This is a genomic window from Micromonospora sonneratiae (assembly GCF_042679305.1).
Classification (GTDB): domain Bacteria; phylum Actinomycetota; class Actinomycetes; order Mycobacteriales; family Micromonosporaceae; genus Micromonospora_H; species Micromonospora_H sonneratiae.
Genome location: NZ_JBHTMP010000026.1, coordinates 45,069 through 68,964, shown reverse-complemented (window position 1 = coordinate 68,964; position 23,896 = coordinate 45,069). Strand labels below are relative to the sequence as shown.

Below are 23,896 nucleotides of genomic sequence, written 5' to 3'. Positions count from 1 at the left end.
CACGTGTCAGCTTATGAGGAATTTAATCGTTTGGCGCGGCCGATAGCGTCCTGACCATGCATGATCTGAGGTATCCAGCGAAGCCGCGGCCCGGGGACCGGGTCGCCGTCGTGTCGCCGTCCACCGCGTTGCCGGCGATCTTTCCCCACGTGCACGAACTCGGGCTGCGCCGGCTGCGGGACGAACTCGGCCTGGAACCGGTGGAGTATCCGACCACCCGGCAGTGGCAGGCCGACCCGCGCGACCGGGCCCGGGACCTCAACGCCGCGTTCGCCGACCCGACGATCACCGCCGTACTGGCCACCGTCGGCGGCGACGACCAGGTGACCGTCATCCCGCATCTCGACGACGAGGTGCTCCGGGCCAATCCGAAGCCGTTCTTCGGCTACTCGGACAACACCAACCTGCTCAACCACCTGTACGGCCTCGGCATCGTGGGCTACCACGGCGGCTCGGTGCTGGTGCACCTCGGTCGCCCGGTCGAGATGCACCCGACCAGCCTCGACTCGCTGCGGGCCGCACTGTTCACCTCCGGCTGGTACGACCTCGCGCCGGCTGACGAGTGGGGTGACGAACCGGGCGACTGGCAGGACCCGGCGGGCCTGGACCGGCCGTCGACCATGTTCCCCGGCACCGGGTGGAGTTGGCACGGCCCGGCCCACACGGTCGAGGGGCCGGTCTGGGGCGGCAACCTGGAGATCCTCTCCCGGATCCTCCAGGCCGGTCGGGTCGGCCCGAGCGAGTCGTACGCCGGCTCGGTCTTCCTGATGGAGACCTCCGAGGAGTTGCCCTCCGACGTCGAGGTCTACCGCATGCTGCGCAACCTGGGGGAGCGTGGCCTGCTGGCCGGCTTCCCGGCCGTGCTGGTCGCCCGCGCGAAGGCGTGGGACTTCGCGAAACCCAACAACCAGGAGCAGAAGCAGGCGTACGCCGAGGCGCAGCGGGCCGCCGTACTGCGGGCCCTCTCCGAGTACGCCCCGGACACCGTGGCCGTGTTCGACCTCGACATCGGGCACACCGACCCGCAGTTGATTGTCCCGTACGGCGGCACCGCCCGGGTCGACGCGGTGAACCGAAGCATCTCCGTCCGCTACTGACCGACCTCGCCGAACCGGCAACGGATCTCGGAGGCGTCCGGCTGGGACGCCGTTAGCTGGCGCAGATCACCGAACGGAGGGCGATCAGGGAGCCGGTGCTGTTCGGGACCGGAGGCAGACCTCGTACGTCCCGGTCGATGTCGTACACGTTGCCGGCCAGGACCAGTTGGCGGGAACCGTCGAGGCTGGTCAGCGCGATGCTGGTGAAGCCTGGCCCGCCGCCGTCGGTCTGCCAGACCGGCACCGGACCCGAGTCGCAGGGCACATCCATCCGCCGCACCCCAAGGCCGTACCCGCCGGACGGGCCGTCCATCGGCAACACGGTCTCCAACTCCCGTTGCTGGGCTGGGCGCAGCAGTCTGCCGCCGAACAGCGCCGCGTGGAACCGGGCGAGTTCCGCCGTGGTGCTGACGATCGCGCCAGCGGTCCAGTCGTACGACGGGCTGAAGCGGGTCAGATCGCGCCCGACGAGGTCGTAGCCGTGCAGGTGACGACCATGGATTTCCGGATCGGTGACCGGGAACGTGGTGTGGTGCAGGCCGAGCGGTCGGAAGATCCGCTGCCGTACCTCGGTGACCGCGTCCCGGCCGGTGACCGCCTCGACGACCAGGCCGGCGAACAGATAGTTGGTGTTCGAGTAGTCCCACGACGTGCCGGGTGCGAAGTTCGGCGGGTGGGCGACCGCTGCGGCGACCACCTCGCGCGGCGGGTAGACGTGGTCCCATTGCTGCTGATCGAGGTACGGCGCCCAGAAGCTCCGCTCCGTGGTCGGGTCCCAGAGACCGCTGGTGTGGTTCAACAGTTGCCGGATGTTGATCTTCGACCCGTCGTTGCCTGCCCCCTGCACCACCCCCGGCAGCCACTTCTCCACCGGGTCGTCGAGGGACAGCCGCCGCTCACCGGCCAACTGGAGAAGCACGGTCGAGACGAACGCCTTGGTGTTGCTCGCGATACGGAACCGGTCGCCGGGCCGGGCGGGCCGGCCGGTGGCGCGGTCGGCGACCCCGGCGGCAAGCTGCCATCGCCGCTCGCCGACCCGGCCGTACGCGACCACTCCTGGATAGCCGTCCGTGACCATCTGGTCGAGCGCCATGCGTAGCGGAGCCGCGTCGGCCGTTCCACCAGCTTCGGCGACCTCGATGGCGGGCGCACCGACCGCTGCGGCTGGTGCCGGGGTGGGCAGCGCGAATGCGAGCGAGGTCGTTGCCAGCGCACCGACCGCTACCAGGGCGGTCCATGGGCGGTATCTCACTGTTCTCTCCGTTCAACGGGACGGCATCGGGCCACTGTCGACTCTGCCGACCAGGGCACCGCCGATCGACCAGGCTGGCCCCTCTGTCTCGGTGGGGATAGCCCGAATGCAGAACGGGGGTCGGCCTGGTGGGCGGCGGTCACCCGGACCGGGAAGGCTGGGCGCATGACTCGCCTCCGCCGGTTCTGGAAGGAATTTGGATACGCGCTGGCCAGCCTCCCGCTGGCAGTACTCGGATTCGCGTACGCCGTGCTCACGCTGGTGCTCGGCGGCGTGCTCTCGCTGACACTGCTCGGCCTGCCGCTGCTCGCTGCGGGGGTCCTCGGGGCGCGCGGCTGGGGCGCGCTGCACCGCCGGTTCGGTCGAGCGGCGCTCGGTATCCAGCTGGCCGACCCACGACCGGTCCGCCGGTCGGCCACCGGCCCAGTCGGCTTCGTCCGGGCCGGACTAACCGACGGTACGGGTTGGCGCGGGTTGGCGTACCTGGTCGTCAAGCTCCCGGTGGGCGTGCTGGCGGCCGTGGTCGCGGTGGTGTTCCCGACCTATGCGCTGTTCTTCCTGAGCTACCCGTTCTGGTGGCGACAGGTCCGCCCGGTCAACACCGACAGCGCGGGGCGGAAGCACTACGCGGCCCTCCAGCTCGGCGACTTCTTCTTCGACAGCTGGCCTCGGGCGATCCTGCTGGCCGGGGTGGGCGTACTCCTGCTCCTGGTCGGCCCCTGGGTGTTGCATGGCGTTCTGGGGCTGGACCGCCTGCTGATGCGCGGGCTGCTCGGCCCGACCCGGCTCGCCGACCGGGTGGACCAACTCGAACAGAGCCGGGCGTACGCCGTCGACGACTCCGCCGCGCGGCTGCGACGGATCGAGCGTGACCTGCACGACGGTGCCCAGGCCCGGCTGGTCGCGCTGGCGATGAAGCTCGGGATGGCGAAGGAGAAACTCGGCGAGGATGTCGCCCCGGCCGCCCGGACCCTGGTGGAGAACGCACACCGGGACGCGAAGGAGGCCATCACCGAGCTGCGGGACCTGGCACGGGGCATCCATCCGCCGATGCTCGACAACGGTCTGGCCGATGCCCTGGGCACGTTGGCCTCGCGTGGCGCAGTGCCGGTGACGCTGCGGGTGGAGGTGGCCGACCGGCCGTCCCCGGCGATCGAGACGATCGCCTACTTCTGCGTCGCCGAGCTGCTTACCAACGTCGCCAAGCACAGCGGCGCCCGGCGTGCCACGGTCGACGTGGGCCAGCACGGCCAACGGCTGCGGGTGCTGGTTCGCGACGAGGGCGGGGGCGGTGCCCGGTTCGGGCCGCCCGCCCGGTCCGACGGTACGGTGCCCAGCGGGGGCCTGAGCGGGCTGCGGGATCGGGTACGCGCCGTGGACGGTTCGATGGAGATCGATAGTCCGCTCGGCGGGCCTACCACGATCCAGCTCGACCTGCCGATGCGCGTGTGAGACCGGACGTCCCGCGTCGGCGGGAGCGGCGAGGTGCGTGAGCGTGAGACGGCGAGGAGTGTGATCATGACCGGCTTGGAAATCGTCCTTGCCGAGGATTCCGGTGTGCTGCGGGACGGGCTCGTGCACATGCTCTCCGATCGTGGCCACCGGGTGCGCGCAGCCGTCGCCGACGGGGACGCGCTGCTGACCGCCGTCGACGAACACCGGCCGGATGTGGTCGTGGTCGACATCCGGATGCCGCCAACCCACACCGACGAAGGCCTGCGTGCGGCACTCGCCCTACGCGCCGCGCATCCGCGTACGGGAGTGCTGCTCTTCTCCCAGTACGTCGAGACCAGGTACGTGGCCCAGTTGTTGGCCGGTGGCGCCGAGGGGGTCGGCTATCTGCTGAAGGACCGGGTGGCGGATGTCGCCGAGTTCGCCGACGCGCTGGTGCGGATCGCCGGCGGCGCCACCGTCCTCGACCCGGAGGTGGTCACCCAGATCCTCACCGCCCCGAAGCGCACGGACGAGTTGGCCGCGCTCACCGAGCGCGAACGTGAGGTGCTACGGCTGATGGCCGAGGGGCGCTCGAACGCGGCGATCGCCGCGTCGCTCTACCTCAGCGTGGGCGCGGTGGAGAAACACATCACGAGCATCTTCAGCAAGCTCGGACTGCCGCCGTCGGAGTCCGACCATCGCCGGGTGCTCGCCGTCCTCCGTCACCTCCAGTCCTGACCGGCCAGCGGCGACGGCCCGACTGCCGGAGAACGGGAGCAATGCCAGCTCTCTGGGAATACCTGGTGCCCGTGGTTATCCGACAGCCTGCCGTCCCAGACGAGCCGGTCGCCCGCTGCCCAGAGGTCGTGGCGCATCGGGGAATGTCAGCCTGCTTTGTCATCATGCCCGCCATGCAGAACAGCAGCCAGGCCATCTGGGTTTCGGCCGGAGACGGGTACGAGCTCAGCCTGACCGGAACGGGTTTGACCTGCCGCGACGACACGGGCCAGGAGTGTGATCCGATTCCCGCGCAGGTGCTGACCTGCCGGACGTACCCCGCCTGGGCGCTCGTCGCCGATCCGGAGAACGCGGAGGCGGCCCTCGCGGTGGTCGACGACCTGGAACAGGCCGCCCGTAAGGCGCCCCACGACGCGATGGGCACCTACGAGTGGGTGGCCCGCCGGTTGCCGGTGGGGCATCTGCCGGTCTTCTGGGAGCACGCTGGTCGGCAGCTCATCGCGGTGCGGGACCCCAAGCGGGCGGCGATGGCGTTCGGCCGGGCACGGGAGGTCGAGGAGGAGCACAGCATTCCGGTCGACGAAAGCTGGCTGGCGACCCACCGGGAGTTCGCCGCTGCGGGGGCGATCAGTGCCAAGGTGGCCGGCCGGTTCGGGGCCGTGCTGCGTGACCGGTACGCGCCCGAACCCGCCCTCGTGGCACTGATCGAGTTCGCCGAGCTGCGTACCCGGCACGGCCAGCCGCCCTGGCCGGAGCTGCCACGACAGCTCGCGGCGGCGGCCCGCGCCGCTGGCCGGGACGCCGACGTCGAGCAGCAACGCCTCATCGAGCGGCTGCTGCCGTTGCCCGCGATCCGTGAGACGCCAGTGGCGGTGTGGAAGGCGTGGCGGCCGGCGCTCGTCGCGTTGGCCAAGGGCTCGACGCGGATCCAGCGTCGGCTGCTCGACGTGTTCCCCGTGGCCGACCGTATCGACGGCTGGTGGTTCGAGCTGCTCAACGAGAGCGGCGCGCTCGACCTCCTGACGCGTGCACCGTCCACCCGGACCGACGCGGACGCGCACGAAGGCGGCGCCCAACCCGAGCCAGCCCAGGCTGCGGGACGTTGGCTCAGCCGGGCCGTCATCCACGCGAGGCGGGCCCCCCGGGACCGCGTGTACCGGACACTGCCACGTCAGTTCGGTTGGCTCATCGCCGCACTGAGCGCCCGGCTCGTCGAAGACGACGTCCCCGTCCGGCTGCACGGTTCCGACTACGGGCAGCGTGCGATCGACGTACGGGTGTTGGAGACCTGCCTCGCGAACGGCGTACCAGTGGCGGCTCCGGCGGGGGACACCGGGCTCGACTTCCACGTCTGGATGTCCGACCGGGATCCCGAAGAGGACATTCCGGCACTGGTCGCCAACCCGGTGTTCGCGCCACTGTTGCAGAGGAGCCTGGACCGGTACCGGGACCGGAGCGACCTGGAACGGGTGCCCGCGTTGCGCCGGCTGCGCCAACCGACCGGTGCAGGCCAGGCGGCCGTTGTAGGCCAGGTGGCCGTTGTAGGCCAGGCGGCCGTTGTAGGCCAGGCGGCTGAGGCCGGCGCCGAACCGGCGTCGTCCGGGACGGTGCCGGAGGAGGAGACGACCAGGCATCCCCTGGACGATGCGAAAATGCCGAAGGCGTTGTACGGGCTGGCCGATCGGTGGATGACGCAGCACGACGGCGGGTCTCTGCGCCGGATCCAGCTCGTCGGCGGCCTGCTCACCGGTGCCGTGACCCCGGATCGGTTCGCCGCCGAGGGCGGGCCGACAGTCACCGACTACTGGGTGTCACTGATCGGCCGGATCGGCGGTGTCGCCCTACGCGCCGTGGCCGCCTCCACCCGGGACGAGCGCCGGGCCCGACTGCTGGCCCTGCTGGAGGTCTGGGCGCAGACTCCCTTCGCCGATCCGGAGGCGTCGCTGCGTATCGGCGTGGTGGAGGCCGAGGGGACCGGGCACCTGTTCGTCCGCGGGGAGTCCGGGGCGGCGGTGACGGTCGGCTGGGTCGCCAAGGGCCAGCGCCGGTTCGTCGAACTGCGTACCGGTGCCGGTGAACCGCCGGCGCTGGGAACCGTCGTCGGGGTGACGGACGCCCCTCGGAACTGGGGTGGAGCGGACGTCCTGCGCCGCCTCGTCGCCCTCGTCCGGGAGCGGGGGCCGGTGCCGCACGACGTCGCGGCGGTCGGTGTTCTCGCCGAGCGTACGGGGTTGAGCCGCCCCGCCGCCGGGCTCGTCCTCGCCGGCATTCCCGGCACCGGCTCGTACAACCCGCCGTTCCTGGACCCGACGGAACGCAAGATCCTCCGGATGAAGACCGCCGAGGCTGAGTCGGGCCGGCAGGAACTCGGCGTGCTCAGCGCGGAGCAGCGGCTCGACCTGCTGGCCGACGTGCTGCCTGCCGACCCGGCCGAGTTGTGGGCACCCGGCGGGATGTGTGCGGTGGCCGAGCGGGTGGCGCAGCGGTGGAATGCCGTGGTCGGCCGCAAGGTCAGTGTGCCCGAGGCGACCCTGGCGGCGGCGACGAAGCTGCCCACGGCCGATTCCACCACCGAACTGTGTGTGACGATCGCGGAGCCGCATGCCGTTGCGTCCCTCACCACCAACCTGGACACCTGGATCAAGAAGGGGGAGTACGGCTACAAGGTCACCGATGGCGATGGGGGCACGGGCGTCTGGCGATTCGGGAACCTGCTGAGAAACCTCGCCGTCGGGGCCCAGTGGGCCTACGCCGAACTGCCCGCCGGTGACCCGGTCAGGGCCGGCGTCCCCGCCACGGTCGAACTGCTGCGCGCCCGGCTCTCCCACCCTGGGCTTCTGTTGAGTGCCGGGCGTGCGCACTACCGTCACCGTACCGAGGAGGAGTTGCGAGCCCGCTTCGGCGACAAGCCGTACCACGGCCCGGAGCCGCTCGACGTGGCGACCATCGATGATGGTCTTACCGTCGTCACCCTCGGCGGGACCTATCTACTCCGGGGCGTTTCGCGGGAGCAGGACCCGAGCCTCTTCTTCCGTCCGGCCTTCTACGGCGACGACACCCGATCGGAGCAGTTGCGGGCCATGGCGTGGATCGGCGGCTGGGACTTCGCCGCCGTGCAGTGGCTGCTCAGCGAGGAGTGTGGGCGGATGGTGGCGCGCATCCGGTCCGGGGCGCTGCCCGACGGGGCGTACGAGGCGTACCCGCTGGCCAGCGTGCCGGATCTGGTGGCCGAGGTGGGCCAGCGGCTGGACCTGGCACCCGACCCGGCCGCGCTCTATCTGGAACTGTTGACGCTGCTGAAACCGACCGACCAGAACATCCGTGCCTGGAACGGGTGGAAGCCGCCCCGGCACAGGGCGGCGGTGGCGACGCTGGTCGAGCGTGGCCTGGTGGTCGAGGCGAAGCGGGCCCGGGCCGGGCGCGGGGTGTTCCTGCCGGGCGGGTGGGCCAAAGCGGGCAAGAACCATCTTCCGTTGGAGTCCTGGAAGGCCCCGCTCTACGGCCTGGGGCTCTCTGCCGACGGGAGTGAGGTCGAGGGGATGTCCTGGCCGACCCGCCCGCTGACCGAACTGTACGCAACCGCCTGGCAGCGCGTCCTCGACGGCGAGCAGCCGGGTCGCGGTGGCGAGTAGTCCGGTCGGGAGGGCGCCCGACCCCACCAGGGTTCGGGTTTCCGTGACTGCGAAGCCCAGCGGCAGCGCCGACATCGGGGGCCATGACGATCTGGCCCTGCCGGTGAGGACCGGGTGCCGCTGGGCGTAGTTGCTCAAGCCCAGGTCGAGATCATTCGACTTCGCTTCGGGTGGCGGCTGTCAGTGCAATTGACTGATTTTCACAGACATTGAAGAGCTTCTATTAATTGGCTAGTGTTGCCCCGGGGGTGCTGTCGGACGAGGTGGTGGTAACGACTGGCAGGCCAGGCCCCCGACTGCCCTGGAGGAGGAGGCGGAATGCGAATCACTCGATCCGGTCCGGGCCTGAGGGGGCCACGTGCCAAACCAGCCATCCTGAGAGGAGTTGGTCGGGCGTCAGTCGTGGCGCTCGTGGGTGCCCTGTCGGTCGTCGTGCCACAGGGGAGTGCGAGTGCCTACGTCCTCAACGGATGCAAGTGGAATACCTCGGCGGTGAAGTACTATGTGCCGTCACCGCTCATCTCGTTCCCGATCTGGAACAACGCGGCGGCCTCCTGGGGTGGTCTGGACGCATCGCTCACCTGGGTGAACTCGGGTGAACACATCTATGCGACCAACGAGAGTCGCGGCAACACCGTGGCGTGGACCGGTGTCACTCGCAAGAAGGGGACCGTCCAGGATCCTCCCACCCCCTGCGTAGGTGGCTTCTTTGCCACTGGCCAGGTGGAGGTAGTGATAAATTGGACATCGGTTTCCAGCTATACTACTGCCCAGAAGCAGGGCGTGGCCGCTCACGAGTTCGGCCACGCACTCGGTCTGGCACATAATACGAGCAGCCCGATCAAGCTGATGTATCCGTACGACAGCAACCGGCATAGCGCCGGCGTTACGACCCCCCAGAGCGATGATAAGGCGGGCATCAATGCGCTCTACTAAGCGGTTGCGTATCGGCGTCATCGCCACGGCGGCACTCATCGCCGGCGGATTGGCAGCATGTGCCACCCCAGCCCAGGAAGGTTCTCAACTTCCACGCTTCGAGGTCGAGGGCACGCGGGCGTACGACTACATGTCGGTCCAACAGCTCGCAGACAAGGCCAGCGCGATCATCCTGGCCACCCCGACGGGCAAGTCGCACAGCGTTCCGCTGCCGGCCAAGCACGGCCAACCGGATTCGGCGCCGACGCAGTACGTGCGCATGACCGTCACCAGTGTCCTCCGAGGCAACCTGGACGTGCAGGAGATAGACCTGGTCAGCCCCGGTGTCGATGTGAACACCGGCAAGCTCGGACTGCTGTCCGGTGGCCCCTACCTGTTGTTCGTCACCCCGGCGATGTACGGCCCCAACGACCGTGCCGGCGGCTACGTCGTGGTCGGCGGTCCTGCCGGCGTGTACGCGAAGTCGACCAGCGCTTCGGCCTTCCAGAAGGTCGATGTCGACAGTAAGGCCCTGCCCGGCACCCTGAGTGGTACGGCGCAGGATCTGCCCCTCATCACCAAGACCGAGGCGCAGCTTCTGAGCGAAGGCCCTTAGCGAACATGATGTAGCGGTTGGAGCCGCCCGGCTGGCTGCCACGCGTCACCCCGCGATGACGGGTAGCGTGATGGCACCGGGCGGCACCACCACCACTACCACCGCAGCGCGTGGCAGCCGGGCGACCGTCAGGCGGTGCCGACGATGGCGAAGGCGCGTACGGGGAAGGTGCCCATGCCGTCGACCCGGGGCGGGGCAGCGGTGAACCGGAAACCGTCCGGTGGCAGCGCGTCGAGCCCGCGTAGGTGCTCGACGATCGGGACACCGGCCGCCAGCAGGGCGCTGTGCGCCGGTCGTGTGCCGGCCGCCGCCGGGCTCATGTCGTCGATGTTGATCGAGTCGATGCCGACCAGCGCCGCACCCGCCTCGACCAGCCACTGCGCTCCGTCCCCGGTCAGGTACGGGTGCTCCGGGGAGCCGTACCGGTCGGTGCCGAAGTGCTCGTCCCAACCGGTGTGCAGCAGCACCGCCCGTCCCGTCACCTCGTACGGGGCCAGCATCAGCCGGTCGACGGCCCGCACCCCGGCCGGGACCCGTACGACGACGCCGGGCAGGTCAGCGAGGCGGTCGAGGGCCACCCCGGACAGGTCGGCCTGACCGGCCCAGCGGTGGGCGGGTGTGTCCACGTACGTGCCGGTGTTGGCGATCATGTCGATCCGGGCGACGTGGAACTCGGTGCCGGCCGCGTAGTTCGCCCGGGACGCCTCCCAGGTCAGCCATTCGGTGATGCGCGGCGCGGGCCACCCCGGCAGGGTGGTCATCCCGTCCCGGATGACGTGGCTCAACTCGACCAGCCGTCGGGCATCCCCGGCACCAGGGGAGGCGGATACGCCCCGGCCGCCCTTGTGCGCCTCCTGGATGATCGTCTTGTTGCTGATCCGTACCTCGGCCACCATCAGCAGCCCGAGGTGGCGGACGAGGAGCGCGGCCAACTCGTCGTCGCTGATCTTCGTGCCCGGAATGTCCAGCCGGAAGCCCTCGGTACGCAGTCCGCCGCCGTTGGCGAAACTGACCTCCGCGTCGAACTGCGCCCGCCACTGTCGCGGCTCCGCCTGTCGCTGAGCCGCGTCCGCCCGATGCTGATCCGTGTCCGTCTGCCGGTGTTCCGTGTCCGGGTGTCCTGTCATGCGGACGAGCATGATCGAACGGGCGATGCCGGGACAAGGCGGTTTGTCGCTGACTGGGGATAGGGTGGAAAGGTTCGCCTCCCCCGCTTCGACCGGTCGGCCCACACCCCCGTCCCGGCCCGGATGCGGGGTGATTGTCGTGTGCCCACGCGGAGGTTGTGATCGATGACGATGCTTGCCGGCCTGCTTCAGGCGGCCCTCGGCAACGCCGCGCTGGCCCGTACCCGTGACTTCGCCCGCGCGAACCGGGGCGACGAGCTGGACCTGACCGCCCCGACGGCGCTGCGCCCGTTCATCGTGGCCGCCGTCGCGGCCGAACCGGAGCGGGGCGGCGCGGGCCGTCCGGTGCTGGCCGTCACCGCCACCAGCCGGGAAGCCGACGATCTCGCCAGCGCCCTGGGCAGCCTGCTGCCCGCCGACCAGGTGGCGGTCTTCCCGGCCTGGGAGACACTGCCGCACGAGCGCCTGTCCCCCCGGTCGGACACGGTGGGCCGCCGGCTGGCGGTACTGCGTCGGCTGGCCCATCCGGAGATCGAGGAGAGCGGCGGGCCACTGCGGGTGGTCGTCGCGCCGGTCCGCTCGGTGCTGCAACCACAGCTCAAGGGGCTCGGCGACCTGGAACCGGTTCAGCTCGCCGTCGGGGCCGAGGCGGAACTGGAGACGATCGCCCGGCGGCTGACCGACCTTGCGTACGCCCGCGTCGACCTGGTCACCAAGCGTGGCGAGTACGCGGTACGCGGCGGCATCCTGGACGTCTTCCCGCCCACCGACGAGCACCCGTCCCGGGTCGAGTTCTGGGGCGACGAGGTGGAGGAGATCCGTACCTTCGCCGTCGCCGACCAGCGCACGATCGAGGCGGTGTCCCGGCTCTGGGCCCCGCCGTGTCGGGAACTGCTGCTCACCCCGGAGGTGCGGGACAGGGCCGCCGCGCTGGCGCAGGAGCACCCCGAACTGGCCGAGATCCTGGACAAGCTGGCCGAGGGCATCCCGGTCGAGGGAATGGAGTCGCTGTCCCCGGCCCTGATCGGTCCGGACTCGCTCGAACTGCTGCCGCACTGCATGCCGGCCGGTACGCGGGTGCTGCTCTGCGACCCGGAGCGGATCCGTACCCGGGCGCACGACCTGGTCCGTACCTCGGAGGAGTTTCTCCAGGCCAGCTGGGCCGCAGCCGCCGTCGGTGGCCAGGCCCCGATCGACCTCGGGGCCGCAGCCTTCAAGAGCCTGGCCGAGGTACGCGCCACCGCCGGTGAACTCGGCCAGCCCTGGTGGTCGGTGTCCCCGTTCGGCCTGGTGGGGGCGGAGTCGACCAGCACGGTCGCGCCGTGGGAGGACGAGCCGGAGGCGACGACGGTCACCCCCGACGACACGATCCCGGTCACCCTGACGGCGCAGCCGACCCCGCTCTACCACGGCGAGACCAGCCGGGTGGTCGACGACCTGAAGCGCTGGGTCGGTGACGGCTGGGCGGTCGCCCTGGTGTTCGAGGGGCACGGGCCGGCTCAGCGGGCCGCCGAGGTGCTACGGGACGCGGGTCTCGGGGTGGCGACCGCGAAGACGATCCAGGAGGCTCCGAAGCCCGGTGAGTTGGTCATCACCTGTGGCTCGCTCAACCACGGTTTCTTCGACGACACGGCGCAACTTGCCGTCGTCACCGGTAACGACATCACCGGTGGGCGGGGCGCGACCACCCGCGACATGCGCAAGATGCCCAGCCGGCGGCGCAACACCATCGACCCGCTGGAGCTGAAGACCGGCGACCACGTGGTGCACGAGCAGCACGGCATCGGCCGGTACGTGGAGATGGTGCAGCGTACGGTGAACGGTGCGGACCGGGAGTACCTGGTCATCGAGTACGCCGCCTCGAAGCGCGGCCAGCCCGGTGACCGGCTGTTCGTACCGACCGACCAACTCGACCAGCTGTCCCGGTACGTGGGCGGCGAGCAGCCGACCCTGCACAAGATGGGCGGCTCGGACTGGCAGAAGGCCAAGGCCCGCGCCCGCAAGGCGGTCAAGGAGATCGCCGCCCAGCTCATCCAGCTCTACGCCGCCCGCAAGGCGTCCAAGGGGCACGCGTTCGGCCCGGACACGCCCTGGCAGCGGGAGCTGGAGGATGCCTTCCCGTACACCGAGACGCCGGACCAGCTTGCGGCGATCGAAGAGGTCAAGCGGGACATGGAGCAGGCGACCCCGATGGACCGGCTGATCTGCGGCGACGTCGGCTACGGCAAGACCGAGATCGCGGTACGGGCGGCGTTCAAGGCGGTGCAGGACGGCAAGCAGGTGGCGGTGCTGGTGCCGACCACCCTGCTGGCACAGCAGCACTACAACACGTTCGCCGAGCGGATGGGCCAGTTCCCGGTGCAGATCCGGCAGCTGTCCCGGTTCCAGACACCGAAGGAGGCCGAACAGACCCTGGAGGCGGCGGCCAACGGCACCGCCGACATCGTGATCGGCACCCACCGGCTGCTCCAGTCGGCCACCCGGTTCAAGTCCCTCGGCATGGTCATCGTCGACGAGGAGCAGCGCTTCGGCGTCGAGCACAAGGAACACCTCAAGGGCCTGCGTACGGCCGTCGACGTGCTCACCATGTCGGCCACCCCGATCCCGCGGACCCTGGAGATGGCGATCACCGGTATCCGGGAGATGTCCACCATCGCCACCCCGCCAGAGGAGCGGCACCCGGTGCTGACCTCCGTCGGGGCGTACGACGACAAGCAGGTGGCGGCGGCGATCCACCGGGAACTGCTGCGCGACGGTCAGGTCTTCTACCTGCACAACCGGGTCGAGTCGATCGACCGGGCGGCCCGGCGGATCCGGGAACTCGTGCCCGAGGCCCGGGTGGCGGTGGCACACGGCCAGATGGGCGAGGACGCCCTGGAGAAGGTCATGGTCGGCTTCTGGGAGAAGGAGTACGACGTACTGGTCTCCACCACGATCGTGGAGTCGGGCATCGACATCCCGAACGCCAACACGCTGATCGTGGAACGGGCCGACCTGCTCGGCCTGTCCCAGTTGCACCAGATCCGGGGTCGGGTCGGCCGGGGTCGCGAACGGGCGTACGCGTACTTCCTCTACCCGCCGGAGAAGCCGCTCACCGAGCACGCGCACGAGCGGCTGGCCACCATCGCCCAGCACACCGAACTGGGCGCGGGCATGTACGTCGCCATGAAGGACCTGGAGATCCGGGGAGCGGGCAACCTGCTCGGCGGTGAGCAGTCCGGGCACATCGAGGGGGTCGGGTTCGACCTCTACGTCCGGATGGTCGGCGAGGCGGTGCAGGCGTTCAAGGGCGAGCGGCCGGAGGAGGAGGTCGACGTCAAGATCGACCTGCCGGTGGACGCCCACCTGCCGCACGACTACGTGGGTGTCGAACGGCTGCGGTTGGAGATGTACCGCAAGCTGGCCGAGGCCCGTGACGAGAACCGCCTCCGCGAGGTGGTCGCCGAGATGACCGACCGGTACGGCACCCCGCCCGAGCCGGTGCAGAACCTGGTCGCGGTGGCCCGGTTCCGGCTGCTGGCCCGTCGGTACGGCCTGACCGACGTCTCCGTACAGGGCAAGCATCTGCGGTTCTCGCCGCTGTCGCTGCCCGACTCGAAGCAGTTGCGGCTCAAGCGCTACCACCCGGACTCGGTCTACAAGTCGGCGACCGACCAGGTCAGCGTGCCCCGGCCGAGCACCCGGCGGATCGGTGGCGAGCCGCTGCGCGACCAGGCGTTGCTGGAGTGGTGTGCCCAACTCCTCAAGGACGTCCTTGGCGACCCGGTACCCACGGGAGCCACCGGTGCGTGAGAGAGTGACGGCCATGCAGCGTGCTCGTCGTCTGGCTTCTGTCGTCGTTGCCGTTACCGTCGGTGTCCTGGCCCTGGCCGGCTGCCGTAGCGAGCCCGGGGTGGCCGCGTACGTCGGTGACCGCAGCTTCTCGCACCAGGATGTCGATCGGGTGGTCGACGAGATCAGCGAGCAGATCCGTCCGGAGGAGCGCGGTGTGTTGCGGCGCAACGTGGTCCAGATGCTGGTGGTTCGGGAGGTGGCGACACGCTACGCCGCCGAGCACGACATCACTGTGCCGACCGTCGACCCGGTCAGCTTCGCGCTGAGCAACAGGCTGCCGCCCAACACCCACTACGCCGAGTTGGCCGCCACGTTCAACGCGGCTGTCGAAGCTGTCGACAGGACTGCCCCGTCGGTCGAGCCCACCGAGGCCGACCAGCGGGAGGTGTACTCACACCTGACCGTGCAGGGGGTGCCGATCTCGGATTCGTTCGAGTCGGCTCGGCCGCACCTCGGCCAGCAGCAGATCGGCAAGGCGGTCGGTCTGCGTAACCTGCTCCGGGACGCGCTCGACGAGGCCGACGTGACGGTCAACCCCCAGTACGGCAACCCGAGCTTCCGGATTCCCGTACAGGTCCAGCCGGCGTCCTCGTGGCTGACGGTTCCGCTCACCGACCGGGAGCCGGCAGTCTCGGACGTGACCGGCCAGTTGTGATGGTGGCGCGGGTCGTACTGCTGGTCACCTCGCCCCGGCTGCCGGCGGGTCTGCTGACAGCGGCGGCCTGGGACGTCGTACGCGCCAATCCGGTGCTGGCTGCGGCGGAGAGTGAGCTGACCACGGCCCTGCGCTCGGCGGGCGCCGAGGTAACGGTGCTCGGCGACCGCCGCCCGGCTGCGGCGGATGCCCGGCTGGTCGGGGCGGATGCTCGGCCGGCGGAGGCGTTGCTGGCGGCAGCGGCCGAGCATGGCACGGCAGTGTGGCTGGCCGGGCCGTCCGGTGACGAGGCGCTGGCCCGGGAACTGGGCCTGCGGCTGGCCCGGGAGCCGGGCCTGGCCGAGTTGGAGCTGATGTACGGCTCCTGGGACCCGCCTGGCGCCCGACTGCTCGACGCGGTGGCGGTGATGGACCGGTTGATGTCGCCGGATGGTGACCCGTGGAAGCGGGAGCAGACGCACGCCACCCTCGCCCGGTTCCTGCTCGAGGAGTGCTACGAGGCGTACGACGCGATCGCCGCCGGTGACCTGCCCTCCCTCCGTGAGGAGTTGGGCGACGTGCTGTTGCAGGTGGTCCTGCATGCCCGGCTGGCCGAGGAACTGCCCGACGACCAGCGGTGGACGGTCGACGACGTGGCCGGTGGCCTGGTCGACAAAATGATCAGGCGGAATCCGCACGTCTTCGCCGGGGCACCGGTCGGCACGGTCGAGGAGATCACCGCCAACTGGGAGCAGATCAAACAGGCCGAGAAGGCGCGGGAGTCGGTGCTGGACGGGATCGCCCTGAGCCAGCCGGCGTTGGCGCTCGCCACGAAGATTCTCGACCGGGCGGCCCGGGTGGGCCTCGACGTGCCACAACCCGAGGCGGTGGACGCCCAGACACGGCTCGGTGCGAGCCTGCTGGAGATCGTGGCCCAGGCGCGGGCCGCCGGGCTGGATGCCGAGGCGGCCCTGCGCCGGGCGGCCCTGGCCTACGCCGACGCCGTACGGGCCGCCGAACACACATCCACCCCTTCTAGTTGATCATGAAGTTATTGTCGTGTTTGGCCGGTCTGGGCGGCGATAACTTCATGATCAACTGGGTGGGCTGGGTGGGCTGGGTGGGCTGGGGCGGTGGGGGTGTCGGTGGGGGTGGCGGTTGAACGGGCGGTCAGGCCGATGGCCAGCCCGGACGCGACCACCAGTACGCCGAGGCTCTGCCCGGGGTCCGGTAGCCGTCCGGCCTGGATCGCAGCGGTGACCAGGGTGGCCACCGGCATCAGCCCGACGAGGATGCCGGCCCGTTCGACGCCGAGGTGGCGTAGCCCGGTGAACCAGGCCAGGAAGGCCACCACCGTCATCAGTCCGGCCAGGTAGCCGAGCGTGGCCCCCTCCACCGCGGTCGGCAACCGCCACCGGGTGGGCTCACCGACCGCGACGGCCGAGAGCAGCAGCAGCGGTACGGCCAGCGCGCAGCTGTAGGCGGCCACCCGTACCGCGCCGAGTCTCGGAAGCACGGCTGCGGCTAGCAGCGAGAACGCGATCTCGCCGCCGAACGCACCGAGCGAGGCCAGCAGGCCGATCGGGTCCGCCCGCCCGCTGCCGTGCACTCCGGCGGTGCCGGCCACGACGATGCCGGCCGCGACCACCAGTCGTACGGTCGGGCGACCGCCCCGCAGCAGCGGGCCGATCAGGGCCAGGCCCAGCGGGGCCGCGCCGATGACGGTGCCGACGACGGCCGGGTCGGCATGTGGCAGGGCGACGAGTATGCAGGCGTTGAAGGCGGCCAGGCCGGTGGCTGCCAGGGCGGTCAGGATGCCCCACTCACGTCGGGTCGGCCGACCGCCCGTGCCAGGTTGACCCGTTCCACCGAACTGCGGGAACCAGCGGGCGATGGCGAGGAGTACGACGGCCGCCAGCGCATAGCGGAGCGTCTGACCGGTGAGCGGTGGGTAGTCGAGGATGAGTTGGCTGATGGAGACCGAGCTGCCGACGATCGCCATTCCGGCGACGCAGAGCAGAACAGCCCGGATGTCCCTGGTGTTCACCCGCTCGACGCTAGGGTCCAGTTGGACCATTGTTCAGGTCCAATCTGATCGTGCTGGAGGGGACCAATTGTCGACTCTGGAGACACTGATCGAACTTGATCGAAGCCGGCCGGGTCTTTCCGCTCAGCTCACCGCCGCGCTGCGGGACGCGATCGTGCAGGGTCGACTCGCGCCGGGCACCCGCCTGCCGGCCAGCCGGGGACTCGCCGCCGACCTGCGGCTGTCGCGGGGCGTGGTGGTCGAGGCGTACGAGCAACTGGTCGCCGAGGGGCGGCTGGTGGCCCGACGCGGTTCAGGTACCACGGTCGCCAGCACGCCTGCCGCCACACCTGCCGGAAGTCGTCGGCCCGACGGTCAGCCCGGCAAGATCAGCAGTCGGCCCGACGGTCAGCCCGGCAAGATCAGCAGTCGGCCCGACGGTCAGCCCGGCAAGATCGCGGTGATCGGTGGGGACGTGGCGCAACACGCCGACGACACGCGAGGCGTACTCCCGGATTATCGCGATCTTGGAGTGGTGCCGTTGCGGCCGGGCGTGCCCGACCCTGCGATGTTCCCCCGGGAACAGTGGCGTCGGGCGTACGAGCGGGCGCTGCTCTCGTTGCCCGACGCGGCCCTCGACTACGGCGACCCGGCCGGGGCACCACGGTTGCGGACCGAACTGGCCAACTATCTCGGCCGGGTACGGTCCGCCCGGGTCGACCCGGCCGACCTGCTGGTCACCACCGGGGCGGCGCAGGCGTTCTACCTGGTCGCGGCGGCACTACGCGCCCGGGGCGACAGCACGGTGGGGTTCGAGGACCCGGGCAGCGTCGGCATCCGGGAACATCTGACCACCCTGGGGCTGCGACCGGTTCCGGTGCCGGTCGACGCCGACGGGCTGGACGTCGCCGCGTTGGACCGGACCGGGGTACGTGCGGTCGTGGTCACCCCGGCACACCAGTTCCCCACCGGCGTCGTGCTGGCCCCGAGCCGTCGTACCGCCCTGTTGGCCTGGGCACGCCGCGTCGACGGGATGATCGTGGAGGACGACTACGACGCCGAGTTCCGTTACGACCGGGACCCCGTAGGCTGCCTCCAGGGACTTGCCCCGGACCTGGTGGCCCATGTCGGCTCGGTCAGCAAGGCGCTCGCCCCGGCGATGCGACTCGGCTGGCTGGCCGCACCCCCGCGTCTGCGGGCGGCGGCGCGTACCGCCAAGTTCTCGGCCGACCTCGGCGGGCCGGTGCTGGAACAGATGGCGTTCGCCGAGTTGCTGGCCAGCGGCGGCTACGACCGGCACCTGCGCCGCGCCCGTCGGGTGCACCGGCAGCGCCGTGACGCCATGGTCGACGCGTTACGGCGGTACCTGCCGGCGGTCCAGATCTCCGGGATCGCGGCCGGCCTGCACCTCGTGGTGGAGCTGCCTGCCGATGTCGACGACGCGGCGCTGACCCGCGCCGCCCGCGCCGCCGGCCTCGGGCCGGTCCCACTGTCCCGACTGCGGATGCCCGTCCCGGCTGCTGGGGGATCGGACACCGAGGGAAGCCAACGCCGGCCCGGACCACCCGGCCTGGCCCTGGGCTATGCCGCGCACTCACCCGATGAGCTGGTCCGTGCGATACGAACATTGGCGACGCTGATCGATTAGGTTGGGCGTATGCCACCCTTTGTTCCCATCGCCGACAAAATTGTCGATGCGATACTGGCCAGCAACCCTACGCTGGCTGCTGAAACCGGTGACCATCGGTTCGACGACCGGCTACCGGACTTCTCCGCCGACACGGTCGCCGCCGACGTGGCGATGCTGCGGGACGCGGCCAACGCCCTTTCCGAGGTGGAGGTCGACACCCTCGACCGGGCGGAGCAGGTCGACCACGAGGTACTGACCGCACTCGTCGACCGCAGCCTGTTCGAGTTGACCGAGGTTCGTGACCACGAGTGGGACCCGCTGCGGCACAACCCGGGAATGCTGCTGCACGGCCTGCTGTCCCGGCCGTTCGCCCCGGCGGACGTACGCCTGCTGAGCCTGACGGGCCGGCTGTCCGCCGTACCGGACGCGCTGTCGACCGCGCGGGCGACGCTGCGCGACATGCCGAGGATCCACGCGGAGACGGCGGTCGGGCAGTTCCTGGGTACGGCGGAGCTGGTTCGAAGTGAACTGCCCACCCTGCTGGCCGAGTCGCCCGGTCTGCGGGGCGAGGTCGAACCGGCCGCCCGGGAGGCGGTACGGGCGCTGGAGGAGTTCGCCGAATGGCTGCGGGCCGGTCTGCGCGAGGAAACCGGGCCGGGTCGTGACCCCCGGCTGGGTCGCCGGCTCTGGGAGGCCCGGCTCTGGCACACCCTGGACACCGAACTCTCCGCCGCGCAGGTGCTCGACCGGGCCTGGGACACCCTCGACCGGACGATCGAGGAACTACGGGCGGCGTCGGTCGCCCTGATCGGCGGCCCGGCCACCGACGAGACGGTACGCCAGGCGCTGGACCGGTTGGCCGCCGATCACCCGGACAACTCGACGATCGTGGCGCTGGCGGAACGTACGCTCACCGAGGCGACCGACTTCGTCCGCCAGCAGGACCTGGTGACCATCCTGGACGACCCGTGCGTGATCGCGGAAATGCCCGAGTTCGCCCGGGGGGTGGCGATCGCCTACTGCGATCCGCCCGGCCCGCTGGAGACCGCTGCCGTGCCGACCTTCTACTGCATCGCGCCCACGCCCGCCGACTGGTCGGCCCAGCAGGTCGAGTCGTTCTACCGGGAGTACAACAACCACCTGATCCGGAACCTGACCGTGCACGAGGCGATGCCCGGTCACTTCCTGCAACTCGCCCACGCCCGCCGCTACCGGGGCAGCACCCGGGTCCGATCGCTCGGCTGGTCCGGCCCGTTCGTGGAAGGCTGGGCGGTGTACGCCGAGGAGATGATGGTCGGCCTCGGCTTCGGCGGTCTGCCGGTACGGATCCAGCAGCTCAAGATGCGGCTGCGGATGTGCCTCAACGCGATCCTGGATCAGCTGGTGCACTGCGAGCAGATGCCCGAGGCGGAGGCGATGGCGTTGATGACCGAGCGTACGTTCCAGGAGGAGGGCGAGGCCGCCGGCAAGTGGCGTCGGGTGCTGCTCACCTCGACGCAGCTGTCGACGTACTTCGTCGGTTACACCGAGGTCGCCGGGGTCGCGGCGCTACGCCCCGAGGGAACCTCGGTCCGCCAGTGGCACGATGCGATGCTGGCGCACGGCTCCCCGCCGCCCCGACACCTGCGTACCCTGCTCGGCGTCTGACCGGCACGACCTTTCCGCGCTGTTCCGCCAGCCCTGCGACCGTACGTGCTCGATCTGCCAGCCCTACGACCGTACGTGCTCGATCAGCCACCGGGAGATCGAATACGTGGGCGGCAGTTCGGGCGGCAGCGCGTCCAGCGGGAACCACCGTGCCTCGGTCAGCTCCCGGCCGTCGACCTGTGGCTCGGCGGCCGGGTCACGGACCACGGCGGTGAACCCGGCCAACAGGACGCCTGGCCCGGACATGGCCCAGGGCTGGCTGCCGAAGTAGGCCAGCCCGGAGATGTCGAGGCCGACCTCCTCACCTGCCTCCCGGCAGGCCGCTTCCTCAAGGGTCTCGCCCGTCTCGACGAACCCGGCGATCAGCGCCCAGAGCTCGGTCGGGCCGTACGAGTGCCGGACCAGGAGCAGTTCGTCGGGCTGGTCGCCGGTGCCGGGGCGGGTGATCGCAACCAGTACGGCGGGGGAGAGTTGCATCGGGACGTACAGGTCGCAGGTCGGGCAACGCCGGGCGTGTTCCCCCGGCACGTCGGCGAGTTCCGCCGTACAGGCCCCGCAGAAGCGGTGGGTACGTCGCCAGGTCACCACCTGCAACGCCCGGCTGGCGAGGGCAGCCAGCGGCTCGTCGACCTGCGCGGCCAGTGCCGGCCAGCCGTACCAGGAACCGAGTGCGTCGTCGGTTTCCGGCAGGGCGGCGGCCCACACCCGGGAACCGTCGAGCTGCCCCAGCGGGATCCACTCTGTCCCGGCCGGGAGGTCGGCGACTGTCGGGAACCGGCCATCGGTGCCCAGCAGGAGTTCCCGGCCCGCTACGACCAGGCACCGCTCGTCCGGCCGGGCGGGTCCGGCTGTGGCGTCCGGGATGAACCGTGGCGGACCGGTTGCGCCGAAGCGGGGCGCGTCGGTTGCTGCGCCGAAGCGGGGCGCATCGGCTGCGCCGAAGTGGGGCGGTGGGTCCGGGACGGGCTCGGGTGCGATGGTGATCTGCCCTCCGGCCCGCCTCCGGTCGGGGCTCACTTCGTGCCGGGCCGCTGGTCGATGACCGTGGCTCCGCTGGGCAGTTCGAAGACGCTGCCGTCCACGGTGTTCCGGTAACGGCTCAACGCCATCTCGACCGCGTTTCCGTCGAGGGTGCCGGTGAACTGGCCCAACACTCCCTCGGCTGTTACACAGGCGTTGAACTGGGAGGTGGGGGCGTCGTCGACCCCGGCGACCCGTACGCAGGTCGCATGCCGGCCGGCGATGGTGGTGTCGGTCTGTTCGATGTCCGCGTTCGGGTCGAGCGCGGCGGCGGTGAGCAGGCCGATGACCACCGGTGGCGTGACCAGGCCTCGCTTGTTGGCGTTGGTGAAGACGGTGACCGACGGCCGGTTCGTCTGCGCCGGGGGCGCGTCGAGGATGCAGCTCGGCTTCGGACCTGCGGTCTGGCACTCGGTGGTTGCCTCGGCACTGACGGTCAGCTTGCCGCCCGGGTAGCTGTAAGCTGCCTGGAGCGGCTCCTGCGTCTGTGCGATCGAGGCACTCTCACCACCGGTCAACTGGTACTCCGCTGAGTAGGTCAGTTCGGTGGCGCGGTCGAGCCGGGATGCGAGATCGTTGACCAGGTCGGCGCGGCTGATCACTCGACTGCCATCCTCGATGGCCTGACAGCCGGTGAGTAGCAGTACGGCGAGGATCGATCCCGTGAGGACGCGAAGCGGGGTCGAGGCGGCGGACATGCTCACTAGCCTTGTCGATAGGGCGGATCAGGCGCAAACCGGTTGCCGTTCAGTGTCGAGAGCGTCCCAGAATGTCACGTAGTCGCCCCGAACGGGACGGACCCAGGAGGCCACGCCCGGTATCCCGGCGTCGCCGGATACGCTGCTTGGCGGAACGCCTCAGCCGCACCGTCGCGGCCCTATCGGACCGGACTGAAATCAAAAACGAGGAGCGACACAGTGGCCACCATTGAGGGAATCGTCGCCCGGGAGATTCTCGACTCACGAGGCAACCCGACCGTCGAGGTCGAGATCGGGCTGGACGACGGCACCATCGCCCGTGCTGCGGTGCCGTCCGGTGCGTCCACCGGCGCATTCGAGGCCGTCGAGTTGCGTGACGGCGACGCCGACCGTTACCAGGGCAAGGGCGTGGAGAAGGCGGTCGCCAACGTCGAGGACCGGATCGTCGACGAGATCATCGGCTACGAGGCCAGCGAGCAGCGTCTGATCGACCAGCGGATGCTCGACATCGACGGGACGGCCGACAAGTCCGGGCTCGGCGCCAACGCCATCCTGGGGGTGTCTCTCGCAGTCGCCAAGGCGGCGGCGAAGAGCGCCGACCTGAGCCTGTTCCGCTACCTGGGCGGCCCCAACGCCCACCTGCTGCCGGTACCGATGATGAACATCCTCAACGGTGGCGCGCACGCCGACTCCAACGTCGACATCCAGGAATTCATGATCGCGCCGATCGGCGCGCCGACCTTCCGCGAGGCACTGCGCTCGGGCACCGAGGTCTACCACGCGCTCAAGTCGGTGTTGAAGAAGAAGGGGCTCGGCACCGGGCTGGGCGACGAGGGTGGCTTCGCGCCCGACCTGCCCACCAACTCGGCTGCCCTGGACCTGATCGCCGAGGCGGTCGAGAAGGCCGGCTACCGGGTCGGCACCGACATCGTGTTCGCACTCGACGTGGCGGCCACCGAGTTCTTCGAGAACGGCTCCTACACGTTCGAGGGCGGCACCAAGTCGGCCGACGAGATGACCAACTACTACCACAAGCTGATCGACGCGTACCCGATCGTGTCGATCGAGGACCCGCTCTCCGAGGACGACTGGAGCGGCTGGGCCGCCCTCACCGCCTCGATCGGCGACCGGATCCAGATCGTCGGCGACGACCTGTTCGTCACCAACCCGCAGCGGATCGCCCGGGGCATCGCGGAGAAGGCGGCCAACGCCGTACTGGTGAAGGTCAACCAGATCGGCTCGCTCACCGAGACCTTCGACGCGGTCGACCTGGCCCACCGCGCCAACTTCCGGTGCATGATGAGCCACCGGTCGGGTGAGACCGAGGACACCACGATCGCCGACCTGGCCGTCGCCATGGGCTGCGGCCAGATCAAGACCGGTGCTCCGGCCCGCTCCGAGCGGGTCGCCAAGTACAACCAGCTGCTGCGCATCGAGGAGGAGCTGGCCGACGCGGCCCGCTACGCCGGTGCGGGTGCGTTCCCGCGCTACCGTTCTGCCTGAACCAGCTAGGATCCGGACCCGCTGGTCGATACCAGCGGGTCCGGGCCGAATATTTTCGAACCCGCTGAAAAACCACAGCGGGTTGGGGGAAGG

17 protein-coding genes are annotated in these 23,896 nt (G+C 70.3%); 12 read left to right on the top strand and 5 right to left on the bottom strand.

Features of this window, described 5'->3' with window-relative positions:
* Positions 1-56: 56 nt before the first annotated feature.
* On the top strand, positions 57-1,097 hold the full coding sequence (locus ACFQ4H_RS18140; RefSeq protein ID WP_377572161.1) for a S66 family peptidase: 1,041 nt from the start codon (positions 57-59) through the stop codon (positions 1,095-1,097).
* A 52-nt stretch (positions 1,098-1,149) separates the two neighbouring features.
* Here the strand turns inward: ACFQ4H_RS18140 and ACFQ4H_RS18135 are convergent, their stop codons facing one another.
* Positions 1,150-2,349, bottom strand: a complete 1,200-nt coding sequence (locus tag ACFQ4H_RS18135; RefSeq protein ID WP_377572160.1) for a serine hydrolase domain-containing protein — start codon at positions 2,347-2,349, stop codon at positions 1,150-1,152.
* A gap of 165 nt (positions 2,350-2,514) precedes the next feature.
* Between ACFQ4H_RS18135 and ACFQ4H_RS18130 the strand changes: the two genes are divergently transcribed.
* The 5 genes from ACFQ4H_RS18130 to ACFQ4H_RS18110 all read left to right on the top strand — a co-directional run bounded on the left by ACFQ4H_RS18130 (position 2,515) and on the right by ACFQ4H_RS18110 (position 9,684).
* Positions 2,515-3,801 carry a sensor histidine kinase gene (locus tag ACFQ4H_RS18130; RefSeq protein WP_377572159.1) on the top strand — a complete coding sequence of 429 codons (1,287 nt, stop codon included), beginning with the start codon at positions 2,515-2,517 and terminating at the stop codon, positions 3,799-3,801.
* Between the two features lie 75 nt (positions 3,802-3,876).
* Positions 3,877-4,521, top strand: a complete 645-nt coding sequence (locus ACFQ4H_RS18125; protein WP_377572188.1) for a response regulator transcription factor — start codon at positions 3,877-3,879, stop codon at positions 4,519-4,521.
* A 173-nt stretch (positions 4,522-4,694) separates the two neighbouring features.
* Positions 4,695-8,153: a hypothetical protein gene (locus tag ACFQ4H_RS18120; RefSeq protein ID WP_377572158.1), complete on the top strand. Its 3,459-nt coding sequence runs from the start codon at positions 4,695-4,697 to the stop codon at positions 8,151-8,153.
* A 492-nt stretch (positions 8,154-8,645) separates the two neighbouring features.
* Positions 8,646-9,089 carry a matrixin family metalloprotease gene (locus ACFQ4H_RS18115; protein WP_377572157.1) on the top strand — a complete coding sequence of 148 codons (444 nt, stop codon included), beginning with the start codon at positions 8,646-8,648 and terminating at the stop codon, positions 9,087-9,089.
* Positions 9,076-9,684: a hypothetical protein gene (locus ACFQ4H_RS18110; protein WP_377572156.1), complete on the top strand. Its 609-nt coding sequence runs from the start codon at positions 9,076-9,078 to the stop codon at positions 9,682-9,684. Before ACFQ4H_RS18115 ends, ACFQ4H_RS18110 begins: the two co-directional genes overlap by 14 nt.
* Positions 9,685-9,812: 128 nt before the next feature.
* Here ACFQ4H_RS18110 and ACFQ4H_RS18105 read toward each other — a convergent pair whose 3' ends face one another.
* On the bottom strand, positions 9,813-10,811 hold the full coding sequence (locus ACFQ4H_RS18105; protein ID WP_377572155.1) for a cyclase family protein: 999 nt from the start codon (positions 10,809-10,811) through the stop codon (positions 9,813-9,815).
* 171 nt (positions 10,812-10,982) lie between these two features.
* On the opposite strand from ACFQ4H_RS18105, the gene mfd reads away from it, so the two are divergent.
* From mfd to ACFQ4H_RS18090, 3 genes are read left to right on the top strand one after another with little or no spacing between them, the layout of a single operon-like run.
* Entirely contained in the window at positions 10,983-14,603 is a 3,621-nt protein-coding gene (mfd, locus tag ACFQ4H_RS18100; protein WP_377572187.1) for a transcription-repair coupling factor, read from the top strand.
* A complete protein-coding gene (locus ACFQ4H_RS18095; protein ID WP_377572154.1) occupies positions 14,596-15,300 on the top strand; it encodes a SurA N-terminal domain-containing protein in 705 nt (234 codons plus the stop codon). The genes mfd and ACFQ4H_RS18095 overlap by 8 nt, the downstream gene beginning before the upstream one ends.
* Positions 15,300-16,322 carry a nucleoside triphosphate pyrophosphohydrolase gene (locus ACFQ4H_RS18090; RefSeq protein WP_377572153.1) on the top strand — a complete coding sequence of 341 codons (1,023 nt, stop codon included), beginning with the start codon at positions 15,300-15,302 and terminating at the stop codon, positions 16,320-16,322. The genes ACFQ4H_RS18095 and ACFQ4H_RS18090 overlap by 1 nt, the downstream gene beginning before the upstream one ends.
* 8 nt (positions 16,323-16,330) lie before the next feature.
* On the opposite strand, the gene ACFQ4H_RS18085 is transcribed toward ACFQ4H_RS18090, so the two are convergent.
* Positions 16,331-17,326 carry a DMT family transporter gene (locus ACFQ4H_RS18085; RefSeq protein ID WP_377572152.1) on the bottom strand — a complete coding sequence of 332 codons (996 nt, stop codon included), beginning with the start codon at positions 17,324-17,326 and terminating at the stop codon, positions 16,331-16,333.
* A 67-nt stretch (positions 17,327-17,393) separates the two neighbouring features.
* Here ACFQ4H_RS18085 and pdxR point away from each other — a divergent pair, with 67 nt between their 5' ends.
* Positions 17,394-18,953: a MocR-like pyridoxine biosynthesis transcription factor PdxR gene (gene pdxR, locus ACFQ4H_RS18080; RefSeq protein WP_377572151.1), complete on the top strand. Its 1,560-nt coding sequence runs from the start codon at positions 17,394-17,396 to the stop codon at positions 18,951-18,953.
* A 9-nt stretch (positions 18,954-18,962) separates the two neighbouring features.
* Positions 18,963-20,582 carry a DUF885 domain-containing protein gene (locus tag ACFQ4H_RS18075; RefSeq protein WP_377572150.1) on the top strand — a complete coding sequence of 540 codons (1,620 nt, stop codon included), beginning with the start codon at positions 18,963-18,965 and terminating at the stop codon, positions 20,580-20,582.
* Positions 20,583-20,645: 63 nt separating this feature from the next.
* Here the strand turns inward: ACFQ4H_RS18075 and nudC are convergent, their stop codons facing one another.
* Positions 20,646-21,599, bottom strand: coding sequence for an NAD(+) diphosphatase (gene nudC / locus ACFQ4H_RS18070; protein ID WP_377572149.1), 954 nt, complete (start codon positions 21,597-21,599; stop codon positions 20,646-20,648).
* A complete protein-coding gene (locus ACFQ4H_RS18065; protein WP_377572148.1) occupies positions 21,596-22,300 on the bottom strand; it encodes a hypothetical protein in 705 nt (234 codons plus the stop codon). The genes nudC and ACFQ4H_RS18065 overlap by 4 nt, the downstream gene beginning before the upstream one ends.
* A gap of 219 nt (positions 22,301-22,519) precedes the next feature.
* On the opposite strand from ACFQ4H_RS18065, the gene eno reads away from it, so the two are divergent.
* Entirely contained in the window at positions 22,520-23,803 is a 1,284-nt protein-coding gene (eno, locus tag ACFQ4H_RS18060; protein ID WP_377572147.1) for a phosphopyruvate hydratase, read from the top strand.
* Positions 23,804-23,896 lie beyond the last annotated feature (93 nt).

Coding starts and splice junctions, on each gene's coding strand:
- ACFQ4H_RS18140 (WP_377572161.1), top strand. CDS start 57: ATGCATGATCTGAGGTATCCAGCGAAGCCGCGGCCCGGGGACCGGGTC.
- ACFQ4H_RS18130 (WP_377572159.1), top strand. CDS start 2,515: ATGACTCGCCTCCGCCGGTTCTGGAAGGAATTTGGATACGCGCTGGCC.
- ACFQ4H_RS18120 (WP_377572158.1), top strand. CDS start 4,695: ATGCAGAACAGCAGCCAGGCCATCTGGGTTTCGGCCGGAGACGGGTAC.
- ACFQ4H_RS18110 (WP_377572156.1), top strand. CDS start 9,076: ATGCGCTCTACTAAGCGGTTGCGTATCGGCGTCATCGCCACGGCGGCA.
- ACFQ4H_RS18105 (WP_377572155.1), bottom strand. CDS start 10,811: ATGACAGGACACCCGGACACGGAACACCGGCAGACGGACACGGATCAG.
- mfd (WP_377572187.1), top strand. CDS start 10,983: ATGCTTGCCGGCCTGCTTCAGGCGGCCCTCGGCAACGCCGCGCTGGCC.
- ACFQ4H_RS18090 (WP_377572153.1), top strand. CDS start 15,300: ATGGTGGCGCGGGTCGTACTGCTGGTCACCTCGCCCCGGCTGCCGGCG.
- ACFQ4H_RS18075 (WP_377572150.1), top strand. CDS start 18,963: ATGCCACCCTTTGTTCCCATCGCCGACAAAATTGTCGATGCGATACTG.
- ACFQ4H_RS18065 (WP_377572148.1), bottom strand. CDS start 22,300: ATGTCCGCCGCCTCGACCCCGCTTCGCGTCCTCACGGGATCGATCCTC.